The organism is Campylobacter canis, from assembly GCF_045504005.1.
GTDB lineage: Bacteria > Campylobacterota > Campylobacteria > Campylobacterales > Campylobacteraceae > Campylobacter_A > Campylobacter_A canis.
The window spans coordinates 26,783-46,971 of the sequence record NZ_JBJJXH010000010.1 but is presented as its reverse complement, the minus strand read 5'-3'; the positions used below and the strand labels follow the sequence as shown (position 1 = coordinate 46,971).

Genomic DNA, 20,189 nt, shown 5'->3' with positions numbered 1-20,189 from the left:
ATTTAGCGACTATGTTTTATAGAAAGTGATTTTTAGTGTTGTCTTTGGTGTGGGTTGTGTGCGCCGTGAGGATTGTGTCCGTGCGGGTTTTTTTGGTGAGGATTGCTCTCTCCTGCAGCCTGGCTTAGTTTAAGACCGTTTGAATTATACGCTGCGCCAAATCCTTTTACATATCTGCCTTCTTTTAGATCAACTTTTATGATATAAAAATCTGCCATATTTCTAAGCTGTTTGATAGCTGATTCTTTTGGGTTTTTCTCGGCAAGTTTATCAAAAATTTCATTTCTAAGTGCTTCGTCTTCTACAAATTTAGCTTCACCTTTTATGCTTAAGCGGTTTCTTGCAAATATCGTTTTTGCAGAGCTTTCATCTTCTATGAAAAGCAAAGAAATTTTATCAGGGTTTGCCTTTATCGAGTGGTAATGCTCGGCAACCGAACTTAGGCAGATGTATATATCTTCATTAATTCTTACAAACGGCGTATATGAGCCGACACATTGCATGTTGCTATGCACGCTTGAAACGATAACCGTTTTTAGAGAGTCGATAAGTTCGATAACGCCTTTTTCGATCTTTTCAAGCCCGCTTCCTACATCAAGGCTTCTATAAAGAGCCATTATCTCGTCTTTATAATTTCCATTAACCACTTTTTGTAAAAACGGCGCAAAAACTTCACCTTGATCACATGTGATAATAAGTCCGTCTTCGTTCATATCGGTTAGTTTTACGTTGCTTACATCTTTAAAAGAACCAAATTTCTTGCAAAACGCAATAACGGTTTCCATGTGATCTGAGTTCATATGCTCGATCGCTCTTTCTTTCATTAACACTCCTTAAAATTTAAAAAATTACTCAATAGTAACAAAATAGAATTTAATTAATAATTAAAATCAAAAATTATTTTATTTGACTTAAATTTCCGTTTTCTATGCTGTAAATTTTATCCGCACATTCAAAATAAGCATCGTCATGACTGATGGCAAAAACAGTGTAGCCGTCCTGTTTTAGTTCGTTTAAAATTTCTTTATAAAACATCTTTCTAAACTGCGGATCCTGATCGGCGGCCCACTCGTCAAGTATGATAAATTTGCGTTTTTCAAGTAGTGCCGCAACCATAGCAAGGCGTTTTCTTTGCCCTTGAGAGAGGTTTAGGGTGCTAAATTTATCGTCTTTTATGCTTACTTTTTTATCTAAAAACATCTTTTTAAGAAGTTCGTCTATAAATTTATCATCATCGCTTAAGACCTCATCAAATAGATAAAAGTCGCTAAATACGGCGCTTATCGTATTTGCATAGGCTTTTAAATTCTCTTTTGTGATAAGCAGATCATCCACATACATCTCTCCGCTATTTGGCTTTAAGAGTCCTGCTAATATCATAAAAAGAGTTGATTTGCCGCTTCCGTTTTTACCCACCAGAAATACCACTTCGCCTTTGTTTATCTCTAAATTTATATCATGTAAGCCAAATTCGTCGTTTATGTCGTATTTGAAATTTATATTTTTTAAACTTAGCTTGCCCCAGCTTTGCGGGAAATTTTCACTCATGCTAAATTCCGCTTCGTATTTGGTTAGATCAAGCTTTTTTAGTTTTTCGTAGGCTATTTTTGATTTAAAAAGACTCGGAATGCTTGAGACAACCATCATAAGCGGCGCTCTTAAAAATAGTATGGTTAAGGCTATCGTTATAGCATCTTGCAAAGTCGTAACTTGATACGCAAGACAGATATAAATAACCGCTCCTATGGCGCCTAGCATCATAGCACTGATCCAGTTGCTGGCAAACGATGAGTAAATTTCAGCTTTTATGATATTTGAGCGAAGATCCTTGGCGTTTGGCACGAATCTGTCATTGTAAAGCTTTTTTGCTCTTTTTAAATTTAGGCTTAGCTCCCTGTGCCCTTCTATGCTGGTTTGGTAGTCTTTGTATAACGTATCTTCGTTTTGTCTGTGAAGTCCGTAGTATTTATAGATATTTTTCATAGAAGCGTTGCTAATAAATATCGTAACGCTCATCCAAATAAGCAAAAAAAGAAAAATTTCATGCGACAAGTAGGCTATATAAAAGCTCGCAAAGGATATGATCAAGCTTCCTTGTATGATGTCCGGAATCCTCGTAAATCCGTTTGTAAGGCTTATGATGTCGCTTGAAAGCGAGGCTAATAAATTCGACTTTCCTATGGCGGCTATTTTTTGATTGGGAGTGTCTAAAATTCGCTTTATTATCTGCATTCTCATATCAAAGACGAAGTTGTGACCGATAGCAGACAGCGCTATGCGAGAAAGTATCGAAGAGATCAAAAATGCAGCCAAAAGCCCAAAGAAGCTAGCCAAAACAAGAGCGTTTTTTTGAGTTAAGGTTAGTAGGTATTTGTTGATAAAAAATAGTATCAGTATGCTTGAGCCGCTATAAATAGCCCCTAAAATTATCATCGCAAGGATTTTCATAGCCAAATTTCTTGAAATTTTTGAGTCCATTTTCGATTTTTAACCTTATTAATTTAAAAATCATTATCATATCAAGAAATTTATAAATTTTTAATTTATTCTATATCCAAAAATGCCTCATCGCTAAAGCCAAAATATACATTTTCGCCTGTTGTTAGTTTATTTCCTATAAAATTTTCGCTACTAACGACCGCTTTTATAAGGAAATCTCCGATTTTAACCTTAACCAAAAGAGATGTGCCGTAGATAATGGAAACGGAGTGCAAGAGTCCGCTAAAACTACCGACAAAAGGCTCTTTGCTTAATATTATCTTGTTTGGATTGATTGCGATTTTGTTTGCGTTTTTTAGAGCTTGCGGCAATGCAAATTTAACTTCGGAGCCAAAATTTAAAAAGCCGTTTTGATTTTCAAATATGTTTTTTATCTCAAATTCGCTTACCTTACCTCTGTGCAAAAACACGCTATCTTGTGCGATTGCGCTTAGCCATTTTTCATCGTGGCTTGCGATTATAAAGCCGCTTTTATACTGTTCGTGTTGATATTTTACGGCTTTGCCAAACAGCTTTGAAGTGGCTAGATCTACGCTATTTGTCGGCTCGTCAAGTAAATTTAGCCTTGAACGCAAAGCAAGCACGAGAGCAAACGCTATGCGCTGAGTTTGACCCGAGCTTAACTCATAATTTTTCTTATCCAAAAAGCTATCATCAAGCCCTACAAGCTCTAGCGCTTCGCCAACTCTTTGGTTAAATTCGCGCTCTAAATTTCTACTTTTTAACGCGAATTCAAAATTTTGCCTCACGCCTCTTTTAAGAAGCATGGGCTCGGGAAAAAGCACTGAAATTTGACGCAGGGTTTTTAGACTAGGCTTGCTTTCTTTCCAAATTTCCACATAGCCCGAATTTGGCTTTTGAAGAAAGGACACAACTCTTATAAGCGTGCTTTTGCCGCTTCCGTTGTTGCCCATAAGTGCGGTTATACCTCTTGTTTGAAGCTCTAAATTTTTTATATCGAGCACGATGTTGTTTTCGTATTTTACGAGCACGCCTTTAAGCTTTATCATTTGTCAAGTCTTTTTAGCTGGTGAGTAGTTAAATTTACGGCAAATGCGATAAAAATCAGCACCAAAGCAAGAGCGATACCCATAGAAAATTCGCCCTTGTTTGTTTCAAGCGATATCGCCGTGGTTATAGTTCGGGTAAACCACTTGATGTTTCCACCTATCATCATCGCAACGCCCACTTCGGCCACGATCCTGCCGTAAGCGGTTGCAAAAACTACAAGAAGCGAGTATCTAAGCTCGTAAAGAACGGCTAGAATGAGCTTAAATTTGCTCAAACGATAGCTCATTAGCGTAAGATAGTGTTTGCGCTCCATATTTTCTATAACGCTTGCCGTTAGCGAAACAACAATAGGCATAGCTAGCACAAACTGCCCCAGCATGACGGCTTTTAGCGTAAATAAAAGTCCAAATTCTCCAAGCGGACCGTGTCTTGAGATAAAAGCATAAAGTATAAGTCCGATAGCGACCGTCGGCACTGCTAGAGCCGTATCGCTTAGAAGTCTTAGAAATTTCTTTCCGAAGAAGTTGTAAAATCCCAAAATAAAGCCGATAGGAAATCCGCAGATGATAGCAAGCATGATCGATATGCTTGATGTATAAAGTGTCGCCTTAATCGCCGAATAAGTCTCTGCATCGCCATTTAAAAGCAAGCCGAAGGCGGATATTATCCCCTCTAAGATGTAATCCAAAATTAATTTCCCAAATTTGATTTAAATTTATTTAAAATCTGCTATGATAGCACATCTTTATTAAAATTTTAAAGGGAGAAAAATGAAAAAGTTAATCTTAAGCTCACTTGTTGTTGCATCTGCTGTTTTTGCCGCTGATAGAGATCTTGTGATGGCTACTACGACAAGTACCGATAATACTGGCTTGCTAGATGCTATCTATCCTGCTTATAAGGCTGAAACGGGAGTGGATCTAAAATGGACTGCCGTAGGCACGGGAGCGGCACTTAAACTTGGCGAGAACTGCGATGCCGACATACTTTTCGTGCATTCGCCAAAGGTTGAAAAAGAATTCGTTGAAAAAGGCTTTGGTGTTGAGCGCAAGGCTGTTATGTATAATGACTTCGTTTTAATCGCCGATAAATCAATCGCGCCTAAATTTCAGGGTAAAGACATAAAAGGCTCTTTTGAGATGATTAAGGCTGAGGGCATTAAATTTTTCTCACGCGGCGATAAATCAGGCACCGATAATAAAGAAAAAGGCATCTGGAAAAAAGTTGCAGGCGAAGTTCCTGAAAAAGACGCTTGGTACGCTCAAACAGGTCAAGGCATGCTAGCTACTATAAATGCGGCTGCCGAGCAAAAAGGCGTTACGTTTACCGATCGCGGCACATATATCAAATATGAAGCGAACATGAAAAACGATCCGTCGCTTGTAATCGTAAATGAAGGCGATGACGATCTTAAAAATTTCTACTCCGTAATCGCCGTAAATCCTAAACACTGCGCAAAAACTGACGTAGAAAATGCAAATAAATTTATCGAGTGGATAACAGGCGAGAAAGGGCAAAAATTCATAGCCGACTTTAAGCTTATGAATAAGCCTTTATTTACTCCTGATGCAACTACTCGCAAATAATTTTGCTAAATTTGAGCGGATTTTCCGCTCTCTTTGCTCTTTTTAACTTCTTTAAATTTTACAAATTTGCTAAAATCAACTAAAATTTTTAGGAAATTCACCCGCTATGCAGACAATATCTGAAATTTACACCGCTAAAAGCGAGATCAAAAAATCTATATTTTTAAGCTATCTTGTGCCGCTTAACGAGTTTAAATCAGTCCATGAGCGCCTTAAAACTGAGCATCCAAAAGCCGTGCATATAGTCTGGGCTTACCGCGAGCTAAATAAATACGGTCAAATCGTAGAAAATCAAAGCGATGACGGCGAGCCAAAAGGCACGAGTGGAGCGCCTAGCTTAAACGCATTGCGAGGAGCGAATTTGATAAATGCAGGCGTGTTTATAGTGCGCTATTTTGGCGGGATCAAGCTTGGCACGGGCGGGCTTGTAAGAGCTTATAGCTCGGCCGTAAATTTAGCAATAAACGAAGCGGAGCTTAAAAAATTTGAGTTTAAAGACGAGTGTAAATTTTATACTCCTTTTGCTTTGATGTCTCGCTTTGAGCATTTTTTTAGCTCTCAAAATTTAAACGAATTCGAGCGTGAATTTAACAGTAGCGGTGCGATATGGACGGCTAAATTTAACGAAGAAGAGATGAGTAAATTTTATGAATTTGCAACTGTTTTTGAGATTGAGGAGTTTAAATTTCTAGCCTTGCCGCTCTTTGCAAATAAAATTGTTATATAAATTTAACACTAGCTTTACAAATCTAATATATCATTTCAAAATAAAATTAGAAATGAGGAGAGAAAATGATTAAAAAAATCGTTGCGGCTTTGCTTATTACAGCCGTATCAACATGGGCAAAAGGAGCCGAAATGGGAAATAAAACTATAGTTTTAGCGGGAGGGTGCTTCTGGGGGACGGAGGCTTATCTTAAGCAGCTTCCAGGAGTCAAAGATACGTATGTCGCTTACGCGAATTCAAAAGTACCAAATCCAAGCTATCAGCAAGTAAGCTACGGCAACACAAATGCAGCTGAAGCCGTATATGTCGAGTATGATGAGTATGTTATCGATTTGCCGCATTTGCTTAAGTATTTTTTCTATACGATTGATCCGACTAGCTTAAATAAGCAGGGAAATGATCGCGGAACTCAGTACAGAACGGGAATTTACTTTACCGATCCAAAGGACGAGGCTGAAATTTTAGCTTTTATAAAAGAAAAGCAAAAAGAGTATAGTAAGCCTATAGTTGTCGAGGTTATGCCGCTGCAAAATATCAGCAAAGCAGAGGAGTATCATCAAGACTACTTAACTAAAAATCCAAACGGATACTGCCACGTGACATTTGAGAGCTTACCTCCAAAAGACGCGGTGCTAAGCAGTAAAAAGAAAGAAGCGAAAATGGATATGGATAAGCTAAAAAGTTATCAAAATAAAAACGATGCACAGCTTAAAAGCGAGCTTAGCGATCTGGCTTATGACGTAGTTAAAAACTCGGCTACGGAAAGACCTTTTACGAGCGAACTAAATGATGAAAAAAGGGAAGGGATATTTGTAGATATAACTAACGGACAGCCGCTATTTTCATCTTATGATAAATTCAATTCAGGCTCGGGTTGGCCAAGCTTTACTAAGCCGATAGACGGCTCTTTGCTTGGCGAAGTGGCTGATAATAGCTACGGTATGCGAAGGGTTGAAGTGCGCACAAGTCTTTCTGATTCGCACCTTGGGCATGTTTTTGACGATGGTCCAAGAGATAAGGGTGGTCTAAGATACTGCATCAACGGCGCTGCTCTTAAATTTATCCCAAAAGAGGATATGGAAAAAGAGGGCTATGGCTACTTGATACCGTATCTTAACGAGCAAGCTAAGGCTGCAAAATAGATAATTTCATGCATCGTCTAGCCTTAGGCGGTGCATGAATTTTAGGCTAAAACCAAGCAATTTAGCCTAAAATTTTAAAGTAGACAAAAACCCCTCAAGTCCCATCTTAATATCTTTAAATGTGGTTTCAAAATCCCCTGTGTACCAAGGATCGGCGACATCATCGCTAGAGCCTGCAAACGAAAGCAGCTTTGCAACTTTTGAGCTTTTATACCCTGCGATACGCTCGATATTTCTGATGTTTGCCGTATCCATTGCGATTATGTGGTCGTAGTAGTCTATATCGCTCTTTTTCATCTGAACGGCTCTGTGTGATACTACCGCTACGCCTTTTTCTTTTAATTTAGATTGTGTGCCGTGATGAACGGGATTGCCTATCTCTTCACTGCTTGTGCCTGCCGAAGCTATCTCAAATTTGCTCGCTAAACCATGCCTCGTAACTATGTGTGTAAATAAAGACTCCGCCATCGTGCTTCTGCAGATGTTTCCGTGACATACGAATAAAACCTTTATCATGTACTTAAACTCCAGCCTCAAGCTGCTGCATATACTCTTCAAATGTTCCTTTAAAATCCACTATCTCGCCATCTCCTTTAAGGTGGATAATGCGGTTTGCAAACGCATCAATGAGCTCCCTGTCGTGGCTTATGCAGATTACGTTGCCGTTAAATTTATAAAGCGCCTCGCCAAGAGCGATGATAGCCTCAAGGTCAAGGTGGTTGTTTGGCTCATCTAAGATCAGCAAGTTTCCGCGGTCAAGCATGATCTTGCTAAGCATTAGGCGGTGCTTTTCGCCTCCGCTTAACGAGCTTACCGATTTTTCCTGCTCGGCACCGCTAAAGAGCATTCTACCAAGGCACTTTCTGATCTCATCTAGGTCTTTGTTTTTCTCATCTTGTAGCCACTCGTATAGCTTAAGTTCGCCTGAAATTTTATTTGTCGTATCTTGTGCGAAGTAGCTTGGCTCGATGGTTGCACCTATGTGGATATCGCCGCTATCGGGCTTAATCTCTCCTATGATGATTTTAGCCAGAGTGCTTTTGCCTACGCCGTTTGCGCCGATGATGGCTACTTTGTCGTTCTTTTCGAGCTTAAAGCTAAAATTTTCAAAAAGCGTTTTGTCAAATTTCTTGCTTATGTTGCGAACTTCCAAAATTTCATTTCCGATATCGCGCTTGGTGCGAAAGAGTATGCTCGGATCGCGTCTGCTTGAGACTTTTATCTCTTCGATATCAAGCTTGCTTAGTTGTTTTTGACGGCTTGTAGCTTGGCGAGCTTTACTTGCGTTTGCGCTAAATCTAGCGATAAATTTCTCAAGCTCCTCTTTTTCTTTAAGCTTCTTATCGCGCTCCATCTCATGCTGCTTTGCAACGAGGGTTGAGGCGATATACCAGTCGTCATAGTTGCCTGTAAATTCTCGAATTTTCTTAAAATCCACATCCAAGATATGCGTGCAGACAGCGTTGATAAAGTGGCGGTCGTGGCTTATAACAACCATCGTGCCCTCATGGCGGTTTAGCTCGTTTTCAAGCCACTTGATACTTTCGATATCAAGGTTGTTAGTCGGCTCGTCTAAAAATAAAATATCAGGCTTTGGAAAGAGCACTTGAGCTAAAAGCACTTTAAATTTGTCCGAATTTTCAACTTCACTCATAAGCTTATCAAAGTCGCTAAACCCAAGCGAGCTTAGGATTTTTTCTATCCTTGTTTCATACTCGTAGCTTGGATCTTCTTCAGCCGTTATCATCTCTAAAACGCCTAAGCGCTCGTTTATCTCGTCGGTAAATTCCTCACTCATGTAAAGTTTTTCTTTCTCTTTAACCGCATCATAAAGGCGCTTGTTACCGTATAAAACGGCGTCTTTAATAGTGAAATTTTCAAATGCGAACTGATCTTGCCCGAGCGTGCCTACTCTAAGTCCGTTTTCGATGATGATGTCGCCTGAATTTGCTTCAAGCTCTCCTGATAAAATTTTTAAAAACGTTGATTTGCCCGCACCGTTTGCGCCGATGAGTCCGTATCTATTTTGGCGATTTAGCTTTAAATTTACATCTTCAAATAGAAGTTGCGCATTAAATCTCATAACTAAATTTTTAATCTCAACCATAAATTTACCTCTGAATTTCGTTATTTTTAATAATCTAATTATCTTGCCAAAAAGTTGTTTAAAATTCGTATAAACTTTATAAATCTATTGTGTGGTATAGCTATTTTAAAGCCATAATGATGTATAATCACTCAGATTTTGATATATGAAATTTTAGGTTATATGGAAGGTAACTCATTTTAATGTCAAATGCCGTAACAAAAAAATACAATATACTCAAAATACGCGAAGAGGTTAATGAGACAGGGCGCGATGAGGTATATAGATTTTTACTCCTTCTTTTTATATCGATTAATATTATATTTTCAGTTTTTTTATTGCGCCAAGATGTTTTTGTAGAAGTTGTAAACGTCTATTTGTTTACTAGTATTATGGCATCTTATTTATACTACAAAGAAAAATCGGTAAAAGAAGTTGTTGTTTACTGGGTTCATGCCACAGTTGTTTTTCATGCTGTTTTTGGGGTTCTCGTTTATGGATGGGGCTTTGGAATGGAAAATTTGCTTATTTGGTCTATAGGAGCAAACTATTTTATAGTATCAAAAAGAAAACTTTTTCCTATTGTTATTATTATGTTTGAAGCTATTGTATATGTTTTGTTTTTTATTTTTAAAGATCATCTAGGCTTTGGTATATTGGACTATAAATACAAAGAATCTTGTTATTTGATTATATTTTTATGTATATTTGCCTCTTTTGTAAAAAGATCTATGACTTTAGGCTCTATGCATATTAAAAATTTTAACGATATTCAAGAACAGAGTAGCAAGGTTAAGGAGATGTCCGAGCATGATTATTTAACAGGTCTTAAAAATCGCATGGGGGTAGAGCATGCGATAGAAAATATGCTAAAGACATGTAGTAATAAAAAAGTCACGGAAGCAAAAAAAGATTTTTTAATAGCTATTGCAGATATTGATAATTTTAAAAAGATAAATGATACTTTCGGTCATGGCTTTGGCGATGAGGTTATAAAAAGTGTTGCCGAAGTGCTTTCGGATAATTTTAGGTCAAACCAAGACGTTGTTTCAAGATGGGGTGGCGAGGAATTTTTGATAGCTGTTTTTGTTGATGATCAAACAGATGCCGAGAAAATTTTAAACAGAATTTTAAGAAAAATAAATATGGTAAAAACTCCTGATGATGGAGGCGTAGGAATAACATTTGGCGCAGTAGTCGTAGAGTGTGGTTCTTGTAATGAAATTGATATAAAAAATATAGTCAAGCTAGCTGATGAGCTTTTGTATCAAGGTAAAACAGATGGCAAAAACCGAGTTAAAATTACAAAATGGAATAAAAAGTGATCAGGAATACAATAAATAGCGAAATATGTAAAAATCTACAAAGTATAATGATACTTTTTATGATTATTCATGTTGTGTATTTTGCTATTTTTATATATATCAACCATTCATATCTTTCTATGATGAATATAATTAGCATCTTGGTATACGTATATTTAATATACATATTAAAAGAGAACGATACCGCAGAAAAAGTTTTTTTAATAGCCAGATTGGAAATTTTTACGCATGCCTTTGTTTGCGCACTTGCCTTAGGCTGGGATTATGGTTTTCAAAATATTATATTGGCTCTTATTTCGGTATCTTTTTTTACAAATGCCCTAGGCAAAACATTTGGATATGTGACTGCTGTTTTGCAAGGATTAGCTTATGTTTTCTTGTATTTTTTATCTCAAGATTTACCAAATATCAACTCAACTATAGAGGCTGATATTATATATATATTTAACTTTTTTCTAGTTGTTTTTGCTTTGGTTATAGCTTCTAATATTCTCAAAATTTTTAATACCATGGTATATCTTAATATGATTTATAAACAACAAGAGCTTGAGCTTATAGCAAACAAGGATCATTTAACCGGTCTACCGAATCGCAGAGCGTTTCATAGTGTTTTAGAAAGTAATACTTTAAATCTTAAGCGTCATATTAGTGTTGCAGTTGCGGATTTGGATGACTTTAAGAAAGTAAACGATAGGTATGGTCATAGCTCCGGCGACGAGGTTTTAAAAGTAGTCGCCAATATCTTTAGAACAAGTCTAAGAAAGCAGGATTATGCTTTTAGACTTGGAGGTGAAGAATTTTTGATTATTTTAACCGATACTAATTTCTCTAATTCGGACTTTATCTTAAACAGAATTAGAGAAAAAATTTATACTCATACCTTTGAATTCGGTGAAGACAAAGTAAAAATATCAATGACATTCGGTTTTGTTAGTGTTTTTGTAAATAACGACCTTGATATGCAATACATCACAAATGAAGCTGACGATATGTTGGCTAAGGGAAAACGAAGTGGAAAAAATTGCGTTTTAGGCAAAGTAATAATATCTCAGACAATCGCAGATAGCAACTCTGAAAATATATAGCTTAAAATCCAAAAACATCATCTCTTCTTCTAAAATTTCAGGCTTTAACTTCGCTATCAATCCTTATGTTGGTTGCCCGCACGCTTGCATTTATTGTTATGCCGAATTTATGCAAAAGATGAGCGGACACTCTGAAAAGTGGGGAGAATTTGTTGATATTAAGGAGTTTGATGAAAGCTCGCTTGAAAAATTTATGCAAAGTTACAAAGGCGAGAGGATTTTTATGAGTTCGGTTACGGATTGTTATAATCCGTTTGAGGCTAAATTTAAAAACACTCGCAAAGTGCTTGAAGCGTTAGCAAATTCGGATGTGAATTTGCAAATTCTAACCAAGTCAAGCTTGGTAGTGCGTGATATCGATCTTTTTAAAACTATGCCGAATTTAATAGTAGGGCTTAGTTTCTCTACTCTTGATGAAAATTTGCGAGCCGTTTTTGAGCCCAGAGCAAGTCGGATTAGTGAGCGTTTAGATGCGTTAAGGAGCTTAAGAGAGCAGGGGATTAAGACATTTTTATTTGTTGCTCCTATTTTTCCGGCTATTACGCCTGCGATTAAATTCGCACAAGATTACGGCGATATGGCAGATGAGATTATGTTTGACAGGCTAAATTTGTATCCTGCTTTTAAAGATAAAATTTTAGCCTTTATAGGGCGAAATTTCCCGCATCTTTTAGGACTTTATAAGCAAATTTATATTTTTGGCGATGATAGTTACTACGTAGGTCTTAAATCAAATTTGCAAGATGTTTTAAACGCTAATAAGCTACAATACAAGATATTTTTTTAAGGATTTTTATGGGTAAGACCGTTTTATATCTTTCTAGTGTATTTTTTCTGTTTTATCTGGTTGTTTTAGCTCTGCTTTATGTATTTCAAGAAAAACTCCTGTTTGTTCCCACAAAGCTTGCAAGCGACTATAAATTCGAGTTTGGCGGTAAGTTTGAAGAGATAAATTTAAATGTAGAGGGCGCAACCTTAAACGGGCTTCATTTTTATGCACACGATCCAAAGGGAGCGGTTTTGTTTTTGCACGGCAATGCAGGCTCGCTAAAAGGCTGGGGCGGTTTTGGTAAATTTTATACAGATTTAGGCTATGATTTTTATGTTTTTGACTATAGGGGCTATGGCAAAAGTAGCGGCGAAATTTCAAATCAAAACGAGCTTTATAATGATAGCTACGAGATGATGAAGCGAGTGCTTGAGGATTTTGATATAAGCAAGATAAAGCTGGTTGGATACTCTCTTGGAAGCGGACTTGCAGCAAATATCGCGAGCAAATTTGACGTACGCGAGCTTGTTTTGGTTGCGCCTTATTTTAAATTTGACGAGCTGGCAAGCTCAAAAGTGTTTTTTGTGCCAAAATTTATAGTTAAATACAAAATTCCGACAGTTTCGTTCTTAAAAGAGGCAAAAAATACGAACATATCGATAATTCACGGCAAATTTGATGATCTTATAGAAGTTTTAAATTCTCATAAATTAGCTAAAATTTTAAAGCCTACGGATAAATTTTATGAGATTGATGCGGGACATAACGATATACTTTATAATGCGGAATTTGAGCGAATTTTAGAAGGAATTTTAAGCAAGTAGTCTTAAGCCCGCCTTGTTTTAAGCGGGCTTAAAAACAAATTTTAATGAAGCGCTTCGTTTAGTTTTATCGCGCGCTTGCTTGCGCTTGCCGTGATCTGACCTGTTTGGCTGTTTTGGCGGAAGTGAAGTCCGTCAAGATTTGCTAGCTCAAGACCCTTGTAAATTTCGCGATCAAATTTGAAATTTGGATTTATCTCGTTTAGTTTTGCTCGCTCGGCTTCGTTTATAAAGACCTTTGTGCCTTCTAGTATCGCGATTCCTGCATCGACTATGCACTTATCACCAAGCGGTATTCCCGTAACGGAATTTGCGCCAAGCAAGCAGTTTTTGCCGATGCTTACAGGGTTGCCGTTTGTGCCGCTTAGCACGCCAAGGATGCTTGCTCCTCCGCCCACGTCGCTTCCTTCGCCGACTACGACCGAGCTGCTTACTCGCCCTTCTATCATAACAGAACCCGTCGTGCCTGCGTTAAAATTCACATACGCAGCGCCCGGCATTACCGTAGTGCCCGGATGTATGGACGCACCTAGGCGAACCTTTGCGCTATCAAGGATTCTTGTATTATCGCTTGGAATGATATGACTTAAGAAACGCGGGAACTTATCTACGCTTACTATCGCAGGATATCCACCGCTCATCTTTAGCCAAATTTCGTTTTTGCGAAGCCACTCAAGCTCGATCGGGATATTGCGGCTCGTCCATGCTACGTTTGGTAGCACGCCAAATGCTCCGTCAATCACCAGGCTTCTAAGGGGAGCTTTGTTTAAAGAGAGTAGATAAAGCTTCAGATATACGATTTCAACGCTCTTTGGCTTAGCATCTTCAAACATAAATACGATCTTAAATTTATCTTCGTTGTTTTCCAAATCCTCTTCAAAAGCGTGTTTTATCATGTGTAAAACTTGCACGTTTTTGTGTTTTTCAAGCTCGTTTTCAAAGACGCTAAAGAGTTTGCTTGCTTTTTTGGCTACTTTTGGAGTAAATTCGGCTACAAATTCGCTATCTGTAAAATCAACCTCCACTCCGCACTTTTCAAGCGCCCATATAAACGCGGCGGCTGACAAAAAGCTTTCATTGTAATTTACTACCGCGTAGCTTGCTTGCAGGATTTTATCTCTGTTAAGCTGACCTCTATCCACCCTAGCGATAGCAAACGCAACCGGGTCTTTATAGCCCTTTTTAGCTCTAAATTTCTCGCAAAATTCTTTAAATTCATCGGCTGTTTTAAACTCTTTTGACATTTTTACTCCTTGTAAATTTATTTTGTGAAGTTTAACGAAATATTGTTTAAGATGAAATTTTGAAGTTGTGTTAGTTGGTTAAATCCCCAAAAACAGGGGATTTAAACTATTTATTACTTACTGCAGGCTGATTTGCCGTCCATTACAGGCTGGATCGATGAGTTATCGGCTCCGCCGCCATTATTGATATTTTCTATTATCTCCCAAAGTCGAGCGGCGGCTTTTTCGTAGCGTTTTGCGGTTACGGAATTTGGTTCATAAAAGCTTATCGGTTTTCCGCTATCGCCGCCTACGCGCACGGCAGGCTCGATTGGCACTTCGGCTAAAACTTCGGTTTTATAGGCTTTTGCCATCTCTTCTGTCGTGCCTTTGCCAAATATATCATACTCCTTGCCGCTTTCAGGACAGATAAATCCGCTCATGTTTTCTATCACGCCTGCGATTGGGATATGCAGTTTTTCAAACATATCAAGCGCTCTTTTGCTATCATCAAGTGCGACAACTTGAGGCGTTGTTACGCAAATTCCGGCAGTTACCGGTACGCTTTGAGCAAGCGTCAGCTGCGCATCTCCCGTTCCCGGAGGCATATCTAAAAATAGCACGTCAAGCTCGCTCCATATAACGTCTTTTAAAAGCTGCTCGATAGCTTTCATTATCATAGATCCTCGCCATATAAGGCTCGTTCCTTCCTCCATAAGCACGCCCATGCTCATCATCTCAACGCCGTGGCTAAGTATCGGACGAAGCTTGTTGCCTATAACTTGAGGCTGAGTATTTACCTCTCCAAGCATTCTTGGGATGTTTGGTCCGTATATGTCGGCATCTAAAATTCCCACTTTTTTGCCAAGCTTTGCCATGGATATAGCTAAATTTAAAGTCGTTGTCGATTTGCCTACTCCACCTTTTCCTGAGCTTACCATGACGAAATTTTTAACTTGCGGAGCTATGTTTTTACCGCTTTGAGAGTTGCTTTTTTCCTCGGGAATTTTTGGCTGGATTATATTGATAACAGCCTCGTTTGAGCCAAGAACTCTTTGGATATCCAAGCGAAGCTCTTTTGCTATGTCGGGATTTGAGCTTACGATCTCAACCTCTACTAAAATTTTATCGCCAATCTCTACGTTTTTTACAAATCCAAAGCTTACTATGTCTTTTTCAAAGCCCGGATATATAACGCCTTTTAATCTTTCGATAACCTGTTCTTTACTTAACATCATTCTCCTTTATAATATTTCTTGAAATTTTATAAGCGCAAAATTTCGGCCCGCACATCGAGCAAAATTCAGCCTCTTTAAAAACATCCTGAGGTAGGCTTTCATCGTGAAGTTCACGCGCCTTATCAGGATCAAGAGCTAGTTCAAATTGCTTGTTCCAGTCAAAGTTATACCTAGCATCACTCATTGCGTGATCGCGCTCTATGGCACCGGATCGCTTTCGCCCTACGTCCGCTGCGTGAGCGGCTATCTTGTGAGCTATGATACCGTCTCTTACATCAGCGGCATTTGGCAAGCCTAAATGCTCTTTTGGCGTTACATAACAAAGCATACTAGCTCCGTGATACGCCGCCAAAGCGCCGCCTATGGCGGATGTTATATGATCATATCCCGCGCCGATGTCGCTAACAAGCGGTCCAAGCACGTAAAACGGAGCATTGTGGCAAAGCTCTTGTTCTATTTTCATATTATACTCAATTTCGTTTAAAGGTATATGACCCGGACCTTCAACCATTACCTGAACGTTCTTTTCCCATGCTCTAAGCGTTAGCTCTCCAAGTACTTTTAGCTCGCTTAGCTGCGCTTCGTCCGTTGCGTCATATAAGCATCCTGGGCGTAAGCTATCTCCAAGCGATAGCGCTACGTCATATTTAGCGCAGATATCGCAAATTTCATCAAAGGCTTCGTAAAAAGGATTTTCTTTATGATAGTGCATCATCCAGCTTGCCATAAGGCTTCCGCCACGGCTTACGATGCCCATTTTTCGCTTTGAGATTAAAGGCATGAATTTTAGCAAAAATCCCGCATGTATCGTAAAGTAACTAACACCTTGCTTAGCCTGTCTTTCTATGACCGCTAGCATCTTATCTATGGTTAAATTTTCGATGTTTTTTACATCGTGTATGATTTGATACATAGGCACTGTTCCTACGGGAACGGTTGAATTCGCGATGATTGCCTCTCTTATTTTATCAAGATCTCCGCCAGTTGATAGATCCATAATGGTATCGGCACCGTATTTTAGGCATACAGATAGCTTTTCTAATTCGCCTTCTATATCGCTTGCAAGGCTTGAGTTGCCGATATTGGCATTTACTTTTGTCTTTGCTTGCATGCCTATTGCCATTGGAGTTAAATTTACGTGATTGATGTTAGCAGGTATTATCATGCTACCTTTTGCTACTTCTTTACACACTAGCTCGGCATCTAAATTTTCGATTTTAGCTACGAATTTCATCTCTTCCGTGATAATGCCATGCTTAGCATAATACATCTGTGTCGGTGTTTTATCGTTTAATCTATCTTTTATCCAGTCTTTTCTCATTAGCTAATTCTCCTAAATAAAATAGAAATAATACTACTCAAAAAAAGATAAAAAAAAGCTTTTTAAGTGTATAATATCGTAACACTTTTGTAAAAAGGATGAAATTTGTTTGATATATCGCTTATCATGCTTGGAGCCGGCAACTCAACCAGATTTGAAATGCCCGTAAAAAAGCAGTGGTTACGCACAGGAGATGAGCCGCTTTGGTTGTTTGCCACTAAAAATTTAAGCTCTCATTATCCATTTAAAGATGTCATAGTGGTAAGCAATGAGGCTGATTACATGAGTAAATTTGCGCCACATTACAGCTTTGTGCGTGGTGGAGTTACACGACAAGAGAGTTTAAAAAACGCTCTTAATAAAGTTAGCAGCGAATTTGTTCTGGTTAGTGATATAGCTCGACCCTGTATCGGTGCGAATTTACTATCAAAGATAATAGAAGGTCTAAATAACGCCGACTGCGTAGTGCCGGTGCTTAAAGTCGCAGATACTGTCTATTTTGAAGATGATGTCATCGATAGAGATAGGGTAAAGCTAGTCCAAACTCCGCAGCTTTCAAGAACCGATCTGCTTAAAAAAGCCTTGCAAAGCGATAAAATTTATACCGACGATAGCTCGGCGATGAGAGCGATAGGGGCTAAAATTTGGTATGTGTTGGGTGATGAAAACGCTAGAAAGATTACCTTTAAAGAGGATTTGGCCAAAATTTCTTGCCTAAAAGCTCCGAAAAATGAAATTTATCTTGGTAACGGCTTTGATGTGCATGCCTTTGAAGAGGGAAATTTCGTAACAATTTGTGGTGAGAAAATTCCACATAAATTTAAATTTAAGGCTCATTCTGACGGCGATGTTGCAACTCATGCCTTAATAGACGCTATTTTAGGAGCGGCATCGTTAGGCGATATAGGCGAGCTTTTCCCTGACACTGATGATAAATATAAAGGAGCCGATTCGATAGAGCTTTTAAAGCAGGCGTATAAGCTCGTTCAAAGCGTTGGATTTGAGCTGGTAAATGCCGACATAACCGTTATGGCGCAAGCTCCGAAACTAAGCGCTTTTAAGCTTAAGATGGCTCAAAATATAGCCCAAGCGCTAAATATAAGTGCAAGCAGGATAAATGTAAAGGCAACAACTACGGAAAAATTAGGATTTGTCGGGCGTGGCGAAGGTATAGCCGCAAGTGCTACGGCAAGCCTTAGATATTATGATTGGACGCAAGCATGAAAGTTTTAATAGTAGAAAATGAAATTTATCTAGCTCAGAGTATAGCGACTAAGCTAGGGGATTTGGGCTATGAGTGCGAGATAGCAAGGACGGTAAAAGAGGGGCTTAAGAACGAGTATTTTGATGTTGTGTTACTTTCTGCAACACTGCCGGGCGAGGATTTTTATAAGATCATCAACAAATTTAAAAGCTCTATCATCATCTTACTCATAACCTATATAAGCAACGATACCGTCTCAAATCCGATAAAAGCCGGCGTGAGCGACTACATACAAAAGCCTTTTATGATAGAAGAGCTTGTGCGTAAGATCAAGCATTTTGAGGAATTTAAAAGGCTGCAAAGCTTTATCAGGACTTATCAGGATTATTTGAATTATCATTTTAAGGCGGTTTCTAATCTGAATTTTGATTTTAAGAAACTCAAACTTCCTATGCTTATAAAATGCAATAAGATAATAAATGCCGATAATTTCGTATTTGAATACGCAAAGGCTATGAATTTATCCTTTAAATTTATCCCGCTTGATCAAAATCCAGATTTTGAAACCATAGCAAAAGACAATCCTAGGGATTTGCTGTATTTTTCAAATTTTCAAATTTTAAGAAGCGACGATAAGAATAAAATTTACAACCTCGCGATGAAAAGAAAGCTTATAATAAGCTCTACCAATCAGAACGAAAGCGCAAATTTTGAAATTTTAAATATCACTACCGATGAGAAAAATTTCCAGATAGATGAAATTTTGACTATTGATGATTATATCAAGCATATTATAGTGAATTATCAAGAGAATTATCCTGACACCGAGCTTAGCAAGAAGCTTGGCATTTCGCGTAAATCGCTTTGGGAAAAGAGGAAAAAATACGATGTCGTCAAGAAAAAATAACACTATCTTAATAAACGAGGAAGCTTACGGTGCACTTGAGCTGATTCACAATCAAATTTTTAGCGAATTTAATCGCTTGATGAATGAAAAAGAGGCGCAAGAAGTGTATGAAACAGGCTTTTTAAACGGAGAGCCGATGCCTTATAGCTTTATTTTAGCCCCTTTTGGCAAGCGCAACCAAGAGTGCTTAAAAAATGCAAAGAGCGGAGACAAGATCGAGCTTTTAAAAGATGATAAGATAGTCGGACACATCGTTGTTGATAGTGTTTTTAAATTTAACCAATCTAAAAAATATCAAAACATCTTTCATGCCAATGAGACTATCCAAACTGAGCTGATTCAAAGCGGAGAGCTTGCGGTAAGCGGTAAATTTGAAATTTATAGCGATATATTTAAAAAAGTAAAAGAGGAGATAGCCACCGTAAAAAACGAGCTAAACGCGCAAAAAATAACCGCCGTGATGCTAACTGCCGAGCCTTTTAACAGAGCTCATGAGAGGCTTATCAGGATGACGATAGATAAGGCGGACTTGGTGCTTTTGTTTTTGCTTAAGAGCTACAAGAGCGATTGGGAGATAGAATTTGGGCTTAAAAAGCGCGTAATGGAGTATTTTTCACAAAACTACCTGCCTAAAAATCGCCTCATAATAGTCCCTTTTGAAAACTCAAATTTGTTTAGCGCGCATATGAACCCGACTCTTGAGTGTATAGCCGCAAACAGTCTTGGCGCAGATAAGCTCGTTGTCGGGCAAAATCACGCAGGCATCGGGATGTTTTATGATCAAAATGTCGCGCATACCATACTTGAAAAATATAAAGAGGCTTTAAAGCTTGAGATAATCGTGCTTCCAGAGCTTGTGTATTGTAACGAATGCAGGACGATAGTAAGTACGAAAACTTGCCCGCACGGACAGCATCATCATATAAAATATCACACAAGCACTCTTAAAGCGCTTCTTCAACAGGGAATTTTGCCTCCTGCGATTTTGATGAGGCGGGATATCTCGGCAATGATTTTAAGTGAAGTTTTTCCGAATAGATTTAAAAATCTACAAAAGCTTTATGATGATCTATTTCCAAATTCGGGACTTCTTGAGAATCATACCGAGAGAGAATTTTATGAGGAGCTTATGCAGCTTTATCAGACGACTTCGCTTACTTGATTTTGTTTTTAGTTGTGGCTTGTAAAATTTGAGGCTTAAATTTATGCTGCTTAAGGTATCTTTATGTAAAGCGGTTTGGTTAG

General features: G+C 38.3%; 19 protein-coding genes. 10 read left to right on the top strand and 9 right to left on the bottom strand.

Going from position 1 to position 20,189, the window contains the following annotated elements:
* Window positions 1-32: 32 nt before the first annotated feature.
* From ACHJH3_RS09650 to tupB, 4 genes are all read right to left on the bottom strand, one after another.
* Window positions 33-824 carry a HugZ family heme oxygenase gene (locus ACHJH3_RS09650; RefSeq protein ID WP_407064624.1) on the bottom strand — a complete coding sequence of 264 codons (792 nt, stop codon included), beginning with the start codon at window positions 822-824 and terminating at the stop codon, window positions 33-35.
* A gap of 73 nt (window positions 825-897) precedes the next feature.
* A complete protein-coding gene (locus tag ACHJH3_RS09645) occupies window positions 898-2,478 on the bottom strand; it encodes a cyclic peptide export ABC transporter (protein ID WP_407064623.1) in 1,581 nt (526 codons plus the stop codon).
* 65 nt (window positions 2,479-2,543) lie between these two features.
* Entirely contained in the window at window positions 2,544-3,509 is a 966-nt protein-coding gene (tupC, locus tag ACHJH3_RS09640; RefSeq protein WP_407064622.1) for a tungstate ABC transporter ATP-binding protein TupC, read from the bottom strand.
* Window positions 3,506-4,198: a tungstate ABC transporter permease TupB gene (tupB, locus tag ACHJH3_RS09635; protein WP_407064621.1), complete on the bottom strand. Its 693-nt coding sequence runs from the start codon at window positions 4,196-4,198 to the stop codon at window positions 3,506-3,508. Before tupB ends, tupC begins: the two co-directional genes overlap by 4 nt.
* An 82-nt stretch (window positions 4,199-4,280) precedes the next feature.
* Here tupB and tupA point away from each other — a divergent pair, with 82 nt between their 5' ends.
* From tupA to msrB, 3 genes are all read left to right on the top strand, one after another.
* Window positions 4,281-5,096, top strand: a complete 816-nt coding sequence (tupA, locus tag ACHJH3_RS09630) for a tungstate ABC transporter substrate-binding protein TupA (RefSeq protein WP_407064620.1) — start codon at window positions 4,281-4,283, stop codon at window positions 5,094-5,096.
* Window positions 5,097-5,202: 106 nt separating this feature from the next.
* A complete protein-coding gene (locus ACHJH3_RS09625; protein ID WP_407064619.1) occupies window positions 5,203-5,823 on the top strand; it encodes an IMPACT family protein in 621 nt (206 codons plus the stop codon).
* A 68-nt stretch (window positions 5,824-5,891) separates the two neighbouring features.
* On the top strand, window positions 5,892-6,965 hold the full coding sequence (msrB, locus tag ACHJH3_RS09620) for a peptide-methionine (R)-S-oxide reductase MsrB (RefSeq protein WP_407064646.1): 1,074 nt from the start codon (window positions 5,892-5,894) through the stop codon (window positions 6,963-6,965).
* A gap of 66 nt (window positions 6,966-7,031) precedes the next feature.
* On the opposite strand, the gene ACHJH3_RS09615 is transcribed toward msrB, so the two are convergent.
* Entirely contained in the window at window positions 7,032-7,481 is a 450-nt protein-coding gene (locus tag ACHJH3_RS09615) for a low molecular weight protein-tyrosine-phosphatase (protein WP_407064618.1), read from the bottom strand.
* A 4-nt stretch (window positions 7,482-7,485) separates the two neighbouring features.
* Entirely contained in the window at window positions 7,486-9,072 is a 1,587-nt protein-coding gene (locus ACHJH3_RS09610; RefSeq protein WP_407064617.1) for an ABC-F family ATP-binding cassette domain-containing protein, read from the bottom strand.
* A gap of 182 nt (window positions 9,073-9,254) precedes the next feature.
* Here ACHJH3_RS09610 and ACHJH3_RS09605 point away from each other — a divergent pair, with 182 nt between their 5' ends.
* Genes ACHJH3_RS09605 through ACHJH3_RS09590 form a run of 4 tightly spaced genes read left to right on the top strand, consistent with a single transcriptional unit; the run spans window position 9,255 to window position 13,054 of the window.
* Window positions 9,255-10,376 (top strand): GGDEF domain-containing protein, encoded by a 1,122-nt coding sequence (locus tag ACHJH3_RS09605; RefSeq protein ID WP_407064616.1) that lies wholly within the window; start codon window positions 9,255-9,257, stop codon window positions 10,374-10,376.
* A complete protein-coding gene (locus ACHJH3_RS09600; protein WP_407064615.1) occupies window positions 10,373-11,461 on the top strand; it encodes a GGDEF domain-containing protein in 1,089 nt (362 codons plus the stop codon). The genes ACHJH3_RS09605 and ACHJH3_RS09600 overlap by 4 nt, the downstream gene beginning before the upstream one ends.
* Window positions 11,439-12,248, top strand: coding sequence for a DUF5131 family protein (locus ACHJH3_RS09595; protein ID WP_407064645.1), 810 nt, complete (start codon window positions 11,439-11,441; stop codon window positions 12,246-12,248). The genes ACHJH3_RS09600 and ACHJH3_RS09595 overlap by 23 nt, the downstream gene beginning before the upstream one ends.
* Window positions 12,249-12,256: 8 nt before the next feature.
* On the top strand, window positions 12,257-13,054 hold the full coding sequence (locus tag ACHJH3_RS09590) for an alpha/beta hydrolase (protein ID WP_407064614.1): 798 nt from the start codon (window positions 12,257-12,259) through the stop codon (window positions 13,052-13,054).
* A 41-nt stretch (window positions 13,055-13,095) separates the two neighbouring features.
* Here the strand turns inward: ACHJH3_RS09590 and ACHJH3_RS09585 are convergent, their stop codons facing one another.
* The 3 genes from ACHJH3_RS09585 to thiC form a co-directional block, all read right to left on the bottom strand.
* Window positions 13,096-14,295, bottom strand: coding sequence for a tetrahydrodipicolinate N-succinyltransferase N-terminal domain-containing protein (locus ACHJH3_RS09585; RefSeq protein ID WP_407064613.1), 1,200 nt, complete (start codon window positions 14,293-14,295; stop codon window positions 13,096-13,098).
* A 113-nt stretch (window positions 14,296-14,408) separates the two neighbouring features.
* Window positions 14,409-15,509 carry an Mrp/NBP35 family ATP-binding protein gene (locus ACHJH3_RS09580; protein ID WP_407064612.1) on the bottom strand — a complete coding sequence of 367 codons (1,101 nt, stop codon included), beginning with the start codon at window positions 15,507-15,509 and terminating at the stop codon, window positions 14,409-14,411.
* The gene (gene thiC, locus ACHJH3_RS09575; protein WP_407064611.1) at window positions 15,499-16,833 is read right to left on the bottom strand and encodes a phosphomethylpyrimidine synthase ThiC; all 1,335 of its coding nucleotides are present in this window, start codon (window positions 16,831-16,833) and stop codon (window positions 15,499-15,501) included. The genes ACHJH3_RS09580 and thiC overlap by 11 nt, the downstream gene beginning before the upstream one ends.
* A gap of 105 nt (window positions 16,834-16,938) precedes the next feature.
* On the opposite strand from thiC, the gene ACHJH3_RS09570 reads away from it, so the two are divergent.
* Genes ACHJH3_RS09570 through ACHJH3_RS09560 form a run of 3 tightly spaced genes read left to right on the top strand, consistent with a single transcriptional unit; the run spans window position 16,939 to window position 20,106 of the window.
* Window positions 16,939-18,057: a bifunctional 2-C-methyl-D-erythritol 4-phosphate cytidylyltransferase/2-C-methyl-D-erythritol 2,4-cyclodiphosphate synthase gene (locus tag ACHJH3_RS09570; protein WP_407064610.1), complete on the top strand. Its 1,119-nt coding sequence runs from the start codon at window positions 16,939-16,941 to the stop codon at window positions 18,055-18,057.
* On the top strand, window positions 18,054-18,944 hold the full coding sequence (locus tag ACHJH3_RS09565; RefSeq protein ID WP_407064609.1) for a response regulator: 891 nt from the start codon (window positions 18,054-18,056) through the stop codon (window positions 18,942-18,944). Before ACHJH3_RS09570 ends, ACHJH3_RS09565 begins: the two co-directional genes overlap by 4 nt.
* A complete protein-coding gene (locus tag ACHJH3_RS09560; RefSeq protein ID WP_407064608.1) occupies window positions 18,925-20,106 on the top strand; it encodes a sulfate adenylyltransferase in 1,182 nt (393 codons plus the stop codon). Before ACHJH3_RS09565 ends, ACHJH3_RS09560 begins: the two co-directional genes overlap by 20 nt.
* Window positions 20,107-20,189 lie beyond the last annotated feature (83 nt).

Coding starts and splice junctions, on each gene's coding strand:
- ACHJH3_RS09650 (WP_407064624.1), bottom strand. CDS start 824: ATGAAAGAAAGAGCGATCGAGCATATGAACTCAGATCACATGGAAACC.
- ACHJH3_RS09645 (WP_407064623.1), bottom strand. CDS start 2,478: ATGGACTCAAAAATTTCAAGAAATTTGGCTATGAAAATCCTTGCGATG.
- tupC (WP_407064622.1), bottom strand. CDS start 3,509: ATGATAAAGCTTAAAGGCGTGCTCGTAAAATACGAAAACAACATCGTG.
- tupA (WP_407064620.1), top strand. CDS start 4,281: ATGAAAAAGTTAATCTTAAGCTCACTTGTTGTTGCATCTGCTGTTTTT.
- ACHJH3_RS09625 (WP_407064619.1), top strand. CDS start 5,203: ATGCAGACAATATCTGAAATTTACACCGCTAAAAGCGAGATCAAAAAA.
- ACHJH3_RS09615 (WP_407064618.1), bottom strand. CDS start 7,481: ATGATAAAGGTTTTATTCGTATGTCACGGAAACATCTGCAGAAGCACG.
- ACHJH3_RS09610 (WP_407064617.1), bottom strand. CDS start 9,072: ATGGTTGAGATTAAAAATTTAGTTATGAGATTTAATGCGCAACTTCTA.
- ACHJH3_RS09605 (WP_407064616.1), top strand. CDS start 9,255: ATGTCAAATGCCGTAACAAAAAAATACAATATACTCAAAATACGCGAA.
- ACHJH3_RS09590 (WP_407064614.1), top strand. CDS start 12,257: ATGGGTAAGACCGTTTTATATCTTTCTAGTGTATTTTTTCTGTTTTAT.
- ACHJH3_RS09585 (WP_407064613.1), bottom strand. CDS start 14,295: ATGTCAAAAGAGTTTAAAACAGCCGATGAATTTAAAGAATTTTGCGAG.
- ACHJH3_RS09580 (WP_407064612.1), bottom strand. CDS start 15,509: ATGTTAAGTAAAGAACAGGTTATCGAAAGATTAAAAGGCGTTATATAT.
- thiC (WP_407064611.1), bottom strand. CDS start 16,833: ATGAGAAAAGACTGGATAAAAGATAGATTAAACGATAAAACACCGACA.
- ACHJH3_RS09565 (WP_407064609.1), top strand. CDS start 18,054: ATGAAAGTTTTAATAGTAGAAAATGAAATTTATCTAGCTCAGAGTATA.
- ACHJH3_RS09560 (WP_407064608.1), top strand. CDS start 18,925: ATGTCGTCAAGAAAAAATAACACTATCTTAATAAACGAGGAAGCTTAC.